The organism is uncultured Chryseobacterium sp., from assembly GCF_913776365.1.
In the GTDB taxonomy this organism is placed as follows: Bacteria; Bacteroidota; Bacteroidia; order Flavobacteriales; family Weeksellaceae; genus Chryseobacterium.
Genome location: NZ_CAJYMO010000058.1, coordinates 1 through 8,690 on the forward strand (window position 1 = coordinate 1; position 8,690 = coordinate 8,690).

Here is an 8,690-nt window from a genome sequence, read left to right on the forward strand (position 1 = left end):
TAAGGATACTTATAAAGACTGGAGTGCACGGGATCTAGGCACCGAAGCCGCCAGTCTGGCATACAGTGCTATTTTTTCCATTCCCGGCCTTCTCATTATCGTTATATGGATTACAGGAATTTTCTTCGGGGCAGAAGCGGTACAGGGAGAAATCACCAAATTCATCGGGAGTATGATGGGCAAAGATGTGGGGAAAAGCCTTGAAGAAATGGTGATCGGAGGTATGGTTGACAAGAAAAACATCATCATGAAGATCGTCGGGATCGTAACCCTTGTCTTTGGTGCAACTTCCTTGTTTTTTCAGTTCCAGAAATCCCTTAATAAGCTTTGGGATGTAGTGGCCGCGCCAAAAAAAGCATGGGAAAAATATCTGCTTGACCGCGCTAACTCACTGGGAATGATTATTGTTATTGCATTCCTGTTGCTCATTACGCTCCTGCTCAGTTCCTTCATCGGCCTGGCCAATGACTGGGTGATCCGCCATTTCGGACTGGAGACACTGGTGCTGGTAAACATCATCAATATTGTAGTCGGTTTTCTGGTTGCATTTTTCCTTTTTGCAGCCATGTTTAAAATCCTGCCGGATGTTGAGCTGCAGTGGAAATCGGTGTGGGTAGGAGCAGTGGTAACCGCCCTGCTTTTCACTTTGGGAAAATATATTCTTACGTTTTATTTTGAAAAGTTCAATCCAAGTTCCTCTTTTGGTACGGCCGGAACTGTGATCCTATTGCTTCTCTGGATCAATTATACCTGTCAGCTTATCTTTTTCGGTGCGGAGTTCACGAAGGTGTATACCAAGAAAATGGGCTACCGGCTGAAACCTTCCAAACATGCCAAATGGAGTCCGCAAACTGTCCCTGAGGAAAATGCGGATGAGGTAATCACCGGTGCCCAGCCGAAACAGCCTATTAATAAGGAAGCAAAAAACAATATGATATAAGAAACATTTTTAATATTAAAAACGCTGTAAACATCAATTTTTACAGCGTTTCTATTTTTATCAGCTTATATAGGCAGGGCATCAGGAATCTCCTGTTTGCTTCTCACCTCTTTAAAAAACACAGATTGTTTTTTCTTATGAAAAAAAGCAGGAAAAATTCCCGCTTTCTTGTGATCAGCTTCCGCTTTTCTTTATAAGCCTTTATTTCTTACAAAACGGCTTTCCTTTTTTAACTTAAAGTCTGGTTCTTATTTCTTAATGAATTTAAGTTTGTTTTCCGCACCTTTGGAGCTTTTACCGGTAATAATATACAATCCTTTTGAAAGTTCTGTCACCTCATGTTCACGTCCTTTAAGGTTGCTCATGATCAGTTTGCCGGATCCGTCATAGATGTTTGCGTTCTCCAGATCAGCTGAAAGTTTCAGCGTATTCCCTACCGGGTTTTCCAGAACGGTGATCTTACCATCACTTGCCTTGTCACTGTTTAATACGGCAAGGATTTCATTCGGAAGCAGTATCCTTTTCACAAAAACATTATTGCTGTTATTGGTGCCGTAGAACACATTGTAAATATATCCGTTCGGATTCATGATGTTTTCAATATCCGCACGGAAGCCGGCTGAATTCGGTACGTTTACGGTAAAGGTTCCTCCCTGTCCGAATGCTGTATTGATGCTGCCGTTGTAATTCAGTCTGGTGTACGTATAGTAAGCCCCTGTATTCGTGCTGGTGCTGGTACAGATGATGGTACTTCCGCCCGGCTGAAACAAAAGACTGCCGGTGTAGATCTGATTAGACAGAGTAACTCTTCCATTTGTTCCGAACCCGGCTGCCGGAGCAAGATTGGCATCTAATTTCAACAATTCGTGAACCGTAAAATTATTCTGATCTATAAAAAAAGTTGAGTTGTTCTGATACACTCTTCCTGTCACAAAGTTATTTGATCCTGAGATGCCTGCACTTTCATTAAGAAGTCTGTACAGAGTCCTGTTATTGGGAGTGGCAGGAGCATTTCCGTTGATATAAATATTATCCCCGCTTACATAAACTTCATTGATTTCGAAGGTGATGGTTCTTTTCCCGTTTGTTCCGTAGGTAGTATCAAGACTTCCGTTAGAATTGAACCTCATGAGGTAATTGTGACCGTATGCCAGATATTTTCCTGACGACAGCAGTTTCAGATCAAAAATAGAATTATCAAGATCAGTGGTGGTATCAGACCACGGACTTGTGAAGGAAGTATCTGCCGTACCGTTGGCATTAAGTCTCACCAGATTTAACGTGAGCGTTTCAGGATCTATTCCATTATCCAGTTCGCTTGCATAGCAAAAAAATAACTTTCCGTCATTCTGAACCAGAACCTGTGAAAACCCTTCGAAGTAATCAGTATCTGCCTGAAGATCCATTGTAAAGACACCACCGTTGGCAAAGCTTTGATCCAGTGAACCATCAGCATTCAGCTTCATAATGACCGCCTTATTGGAAGTGGAGCTTTCATAACTCCCGCTTAAAATCATTTTGCCGTCCGGTAAAACCGTAGGCTGGAAGTAGGTGCCTTTTTGCGCATGGGTTACGGTACCGTTACTTCCGAAATTGGTATCGACTGATTGGCTGAAACCGAATTGAATACCCAATAAAATTCCCAAAGAAAAGAGAGATTTTTTCATAGATTAATTTTTCGGCAAATATATAATAATAAATACATAGCAGCAAGTGCCGAAAGGTCATTATTCTTGCAAGAAAATTTCTCCTGTCATACCCTTTCCCGTTGAATTTCAGCCTGAAACACAGAAAATAAAAAGTCTATTGATTTTTGCATTCAGAATTTCCGGAATGACACGAGACAATCCTGAAAATATAATAGCCGTTTTTTTATCAAAGTCCCCGTCTGAGATTTTTGTCCATATTTCGTTTTGATTTTTAGATACGATAATAATTAAGTAATAAATTTAAAATTACGCAATTAATCTACTAAATTGGTATAATAATAATCACTACATTTTGAATAAAAATAAGAATTTTGTATTGTTGATCGGTAAAAACAGCTAGATTTGTATTGAATTAATATTAATGAAAACTCATGAAAAAATTCTTTGTTTTTTTACTGTATGCTTTCTGCCTGCTTAATCTGGGAATCATACAGCATGTATCAGGGCAGGCATCCTCTGCATTGCCCTATTCACAGGATTTCAATACGGCAAATGATTTTACCCTATCGAACGGGACATTGGATAATAAATGGTTTTACGGCTCCGCAACCGGTAATACAGGAAATTCCCTTTATATCACGAATGATAATGGAATTACCAATGACTATACCATTACTTCATCAAGTGTTGTACATGCCTATAAAGACCTGATCGTCCCTGCAACAGCTTCCGTTGCCAATTTCTCTTTCGACTGGAAAGGAATCGGGGAAAACGGCTATGATTACCTCAGGGTATGGATTGTTCCTGCGTCATTTACGCCTACACCCGGCACACAGATTACTGATGATACCGACAGGATACAGATAGGCGGCAACTTTTCCGATGAATCGGCCTGGCAGCATTACAGCACCATCAGTATGAATACAAACCCCTTTGCCGGGTCAGTGATGAGACTGGTGTTTGAATGGAAAAATGACGATATCATAGGGAACCAGCCTGCCATTGCGATAGACAACATCAGCATCAGCCTGCCCAGCTGTTTCCCGCCTATGGCCCCTGCAGTCAATACCATTACCACCAACAGTGCAGACCTTTCATGGACCGCACCTCCCTCAGCTCCGGGTAACGGCTATGAGTACTACCTCAGCACCAACTCTACGGCACCAGCTGTGACAACAGCAGGGATTGCCAGTGCCACGACAGGCGTAACGGTAGCATTGGTCCCAAGCACGACTTATTACTGGTGGGTCCGTTCCGTATGTACACCGGCTGATAAGAGCGTATGGATAGCGGCCTCCCCTTTTGCAACACCTCAGATCCCTACTACCATTCCTTATGTTCAGGATTTCTCAGCGGCTAGCGACCTTCAGCTGACCAGTACGGGGCAGGTGAACCAATGGGCTTACGGTGGTGCTACCGGAAATCCTGCAAACTCACTTTATATTTCTGATGATAACGGAGTAAGCAACTCGTATGATATCATGTCTTCAAGCGTGGTCCATGCCTTCAGGGATATTACGGTTCCTTCCGGCACCACCAATGCGACCCTGAGTTTTGACTGGAAAGGAACAGGTGCACAATACAGCGATTACTTACGGGTCTGGCTGGTCCCGGTATCCTATAATCCGGTTGCCGGCGAACAGATTTTTTCAGGCGGCGGAAACATCCAGCTGGGAGGAGATCTCAATCAGCAGGCTGCATGGCAGAATTATTTCGATCCGCTGGTGGATCTGAGTACTTTTGCAGGACAGGAAGTACGTCTTGTTTTTGAATGGAATAATTATACGTTCAGCGGAAACCAGGCACCTGCTGCGATAGACAATATCAGCCTCAGTATTCCTACCTGTCAGGTTCCTACCAATATTGCGGTAACTGCACTGGGAAGTGCGACGGCAACCATCGACTGGACGGCAGCTTCACCGCTGCCGGCAGGAGGCTACCAGTATTACCTTTCTACAGTCAATGTGCCCCCTGCAGCCGGTACAACACCTACAGGCGCCGTTACTACCAATAGCCTCACCCTGGGATCACTGATTCCCAATACCACCTATTATATCTGGATCCGTTCGGTGTGTTTAGGCCCGGACAGAAGTTTCTGGATGGCAGGCCCTACGTTTACCACTACTCAGATTCCGGCTACTATTCCTTATATCCAGCCGTTTACTACAGGAAGCGACCTGGGATATACCAACGGGACTCAGGTGAATCGATGGATTTACGGTACAGATACCGGGAACACGGGAGGTTCAGTCTATATTTCCGATACCGGTACGACAAATAATTATGACTATTCTTCCAACAGTGTGGTGCATGCTTACCGGGATATTACGGTTCCGTCGTCAGCAACCCTCGCGAGCCTGTCATTCGACTGGAAAGCAGAGGGGGAAGCCAATTATGACTATCTGAGAGTATGGCTGGTGCCAGCCCTTTTTATGCCTGTCTCCGGTACCCAGATCAGTGCAGGACCCGGGATTATCCAGATCGGCAACGATTATGGGCAGCAGCCTACCTGGCAGACCGTTTCCAACCCTGCCCTGGACATTTCCAGCTTTGCAGGCAGCACCATGCGTCTGGTATTTGAATGGAGCAATGATGCCTATAGCGGTACCCAGCCTCCTGCAGCCATCGATAATATCAGCATCAGGATCTGCAGCAATGCCACCCCGGCAGTCACCCTGGGAACACCTACCTATAACGCTGTCGTACTGACCTGGCCACAGGATACCGGCGGAGCAAGCTACCTGGTAAGATATCGTCCTGCAGGCAGTACAGGGCCTTGGCAGAGCTACAGCATACCGGCTGCAGCTGCGCCTGCTACCACCAATACCACCACACTACAGCCACTGTTACCGGCAACGCTGTACGAAGTTGAATTGGCAGCTGTCTGCAATGGTACCCCGGGAGTATTTTCACATGATACCTTTAGCACCAAATGTGATCCTACGCCTCCGAATGTCACCATTACCAGTATCACACCGACTTCAGCAATAATCGGCTGGTCACCACTGGCCGCCAGCTCCCAGTATTTTATGCGCTACAGAATTGTGGGCAGCGGGGCTGCAGGATGGAGCCCCGAAATCCCTTTACCGGCTGCACCGGCCAATACGTATCCGCTCAGCCTGCTCACGGTATACACCACATACGAAGTTCAGATCGCTAACCGGTGCACCGGCAGTACAACGCTGAACCCGTGGTCCAATCCTAAAGTATTCACTACGGAACGAACCTGCGACATTCCACCTCCGGGACTTGCCATTACCAATCTGACTCCAACAACAGCCACTGTAACCTGGGAGCCGTTTGCAGGAGCCAGTTCCTATATATTCCGGTACAGAAAAACAGGAATTCCGAGCTGGACGACCATTAATACCAACAACAATACCGTGATCCTGCCCAATCTCCTTGAACTGGTGAAATATGAAATGCAGGTAGCCAATGTCTGCAGCGGAACCCCGGGCAACTTCACCCCGCTTTTCCTGTTTACAACACCTACGGTGGTTCATTGCCAGATGGCTGCACTGGCTTCCACTACGGAATACATTTCCAAAGTAACGGTTACACCCAACGGAAGACCTGTGATGACGAATACAACAACAGCGTCTACTTATTCCGATTACACGACGACAGCCGGTAAATTTATCGAAATGGTCCAGGGATCCTCAGACAACCAGATCACCATTGAGAAAAAGCTGTCAGGAAGTGCCCAGGCGGGAGTGGCAGTATGGATCGATTTCAACAGAAACGGAAATTTTGATATTGATGAAAGAATACTGGTATCGGGAGCAGACAATTCCACAACAGTAAGCGGAACCTTCTCCGTGCCCGCCGATGCCTTTATCAGCATGACGGATTTCAAATATGTTGTGATGAGAATTGCCATGCAGAAAGACGGGATCCCGGTAAACTGTACGGACTTCCCTTCCGGCGAAGTGGAGGATTATACGGTAAAAATCACGAAATTACCTGTTCCTAACCCTGTCAACCAGACCGATATCCTGATTTATCCCAACCCGGTAAAGACTATACTTCATGTGAAGAACATCAGTGCAAAAGCGAATTATAAAATCTATAATTCAGCCGGACAAATGGTATCATCAGGACTCATCCTGGACCAATCCATTGATCTCGGTGCACTGATCAACGGAATTTATGTGATCGATATCGATGATGCAAATGGTACATTACAGAAAAAGTTCATCAAAGAATAAAATAAGTGATTCAGTAAATCCCTGCATTTCTGATTGATCAAATTCCGGAAGACCAATGGTTTTCCGGAATTTTTATTTTTTAAAATCACAGAATCGTCTAAAACCAATGATCACTTATACAGTAAAATTATTAAAACTTTACAGACCGGTACTTCATCAGAAACATGGGCCGTTTTTCCTTTTATACGTGTTTTCGGTAATCATCTGATTGTGGGTCAGGAGCAAATGAGGAGTTAAGCAAAATACATTGTCATTTGAATATAAAATAACGTGCTTGACGTAGGTCAGCATACCATTTCCAAAATGAAGCAGCGTAAAGAGGAACAAGATTCTACCTTGGAAAAATAGTTTCCGTTTCAGATGTAACCGTTGAAGGAATAAAGAACTGCGATATCCAATTATTTCAAAATCTGTAATGATACAGCTTCCGGTTCATTCCATACTTATCAAAACTGCCCGTTTACTCCTTTTAATAAATGGTGGGTGTTGTCGAGGAAAACAAATCTCTTGCGAGCATTTTGCCTGCCAGTGAACGTGAAAAATAGAATTACTGAATCAAAGGCTCCGAAAACTAACTTTTCAAAGGCATTGCTTATTTAACCAGATGCCGTTTACAATAACTGAAGAGTATACGCTTTGAGCCATTCTGCCGCATTGCAATCAATTAAGAATTGAAAATATATTTTGAATCCTTAACTGACGTCTGTTTTTCTCTCAATGAGGTCCCAAAAATTACCATACAGATCACTAAATACGGCCACGGTTCCATAGGATTCAACAACTGGCCCACGGACAAATGAAATCCCGTTCTGCCGCATAAACTGGTATGATTGATCAAAGTGATCCGTTTCGAGGAATAGGAACACCCTGCCCCCACTCTGATTGCCCACGGCTGACCATTGTTGTTCATTTGCAGCCTTCGCCAACAGAAGACAACAGCCGGAGGAACCGGGAGGCTTAACCAGCACCCATCGTTTGGTTTATGACAGACGGGTATCTTCCACAAGATCAAATACTAATTTATGGATGTAAAAATCAAGGGCTTCATCGTAATCCCTGACCAGAAGTGAAATATGAATGATGGACTGTTTCATTCTTCAGATATGCAATTCGTATTGTTTTGTATTACTGGAAATTTTCATGCCCCTACTTTCTTTGATAACTGATCTCTTTGATTTTGACAGTTATCAGTGATAAGAGCAACCGACAGACCGTTACTTTTTCAGATATTTTATGGAAATGCCCAGCTGCCCCATATGATACAAATCGTGATGGATGAGCCCCTGCAGGAAATACCGGAAGTCTTTCCCATAGTCGGCTGAAATGGTATTGAGATAGGTATCATCTTTACCGTTCAGTATATCGATAATCTCCTGCCTGCTTTGATACAGTTCTTTTTTAAGTGCTTCCCATCCGGCAGGACGCAATTCATCGTTGGTTTTCCAATTGGACGGATCATCCAGTTCCAGCCGAACCACCAAGCCCTTTAACCGGCCCATCACTGCCCTGCGCCATACGATAAGGTGCGAAACCAGTTCAGCAGGGCTATGCAGATCTGGAAGCGGCCGGGTAAACGCCTCCGCTTCGTTAATCTGTTCAAATTTCTTTGCAAAAGTTTCATCCAGCCAAACGTCGCCATCATGCAAATCATTGAATTGCTTTATCATATCTTCGATCAGGTTTGTTGCCATAATTTTCTGTTATCAAGTTTAAATTACGAAAATTTCCGGATATCCCGTCAAATTTTGAACGATAAAAGATGGACCAGGATGGTAAATTACATTAATTTATATGACCCGAAAGAATCATCTTCCCCCATTTTAGATCACGCGCAAAAGTTGTGGAACCTTTTAAAAAGCAGATTATTACTTAGAGCAAAGGCCTGAATAAAAC

General features: G+C 44.1%; 4 protein-coding genes and 1 pseudogene. 2 read left to right on the forward strand and 3 right to left on the reverse strand.

Translation table 11 applies throughout. The features are described 5' to 3' along the window. On the forward strand, positions 1-940 hold a 940-nt coding region (locus tag QZ735_RS03015; protein WP_294244016.1), incomplete at its 5' end, for a YihY/virulence factor BrkB family protein. A 248-nt stretch (positions 941-1,188) separates the two neighbouring features. On the opposite strand, the gene QZ735_RS03020 is transcribed toward QZ735_RS03015, so the two are convergent. Continuing rightward, positions 1,189-2,607 (reverse strand): delta-60 repeat domain-containing protein, encoded by a 1,419-nt coding sequence (locus QZ735_RS03020; RefSeq protein WP_294244017.1) that lies wholly within the window; start codon positions 2,605-2,607, stop codon positions 1,189-1,191. Positions 2,608-3,020: 413 nt separating this feature from the next. Between QZ735_RS03020 and QZ735_RS03025 the strand changes: the two genes are divergently transcribed. Continuing rightward, a complete protein-coding gene (locus QZ735_RS03025; RefSeq protein ID WP_294244019.1) occupies positions 3,021-6,797 on the forward strand; it encodes a fibronectin type III domain-containing protein in 3,777 nt (1,258 codons plus the stop codon). Between the two features lie 692 nt (positions 6,798-7,489). Here QZ735_RS03025 and QZ735_RS19485 read toward each other — a convergent pair. Together QZ735_RS19485 and QZ735_RS03035 are read right to left on the reverse strand one after the other, a co-directional pair. Beyond that, a pseudogene (locus QZ735_RS19485) lies at positions 7,490-7,891 on the reverse strand (VOC family protein). Between the two features lie 120 nt (positions 7,892-8,011). Next, on the reverse strand, positions 8,012-8,488 hold the full coding sequence (locus QZ735_RS03035) for a DinB family protein (protein ID WP_294244023.1): 477 nt from the start codon (positions 8,486-8,488) through the stop codon (positions 8,012-8,014). Positions 8,489-8,690: the final 202 nt, after the last annotated feature.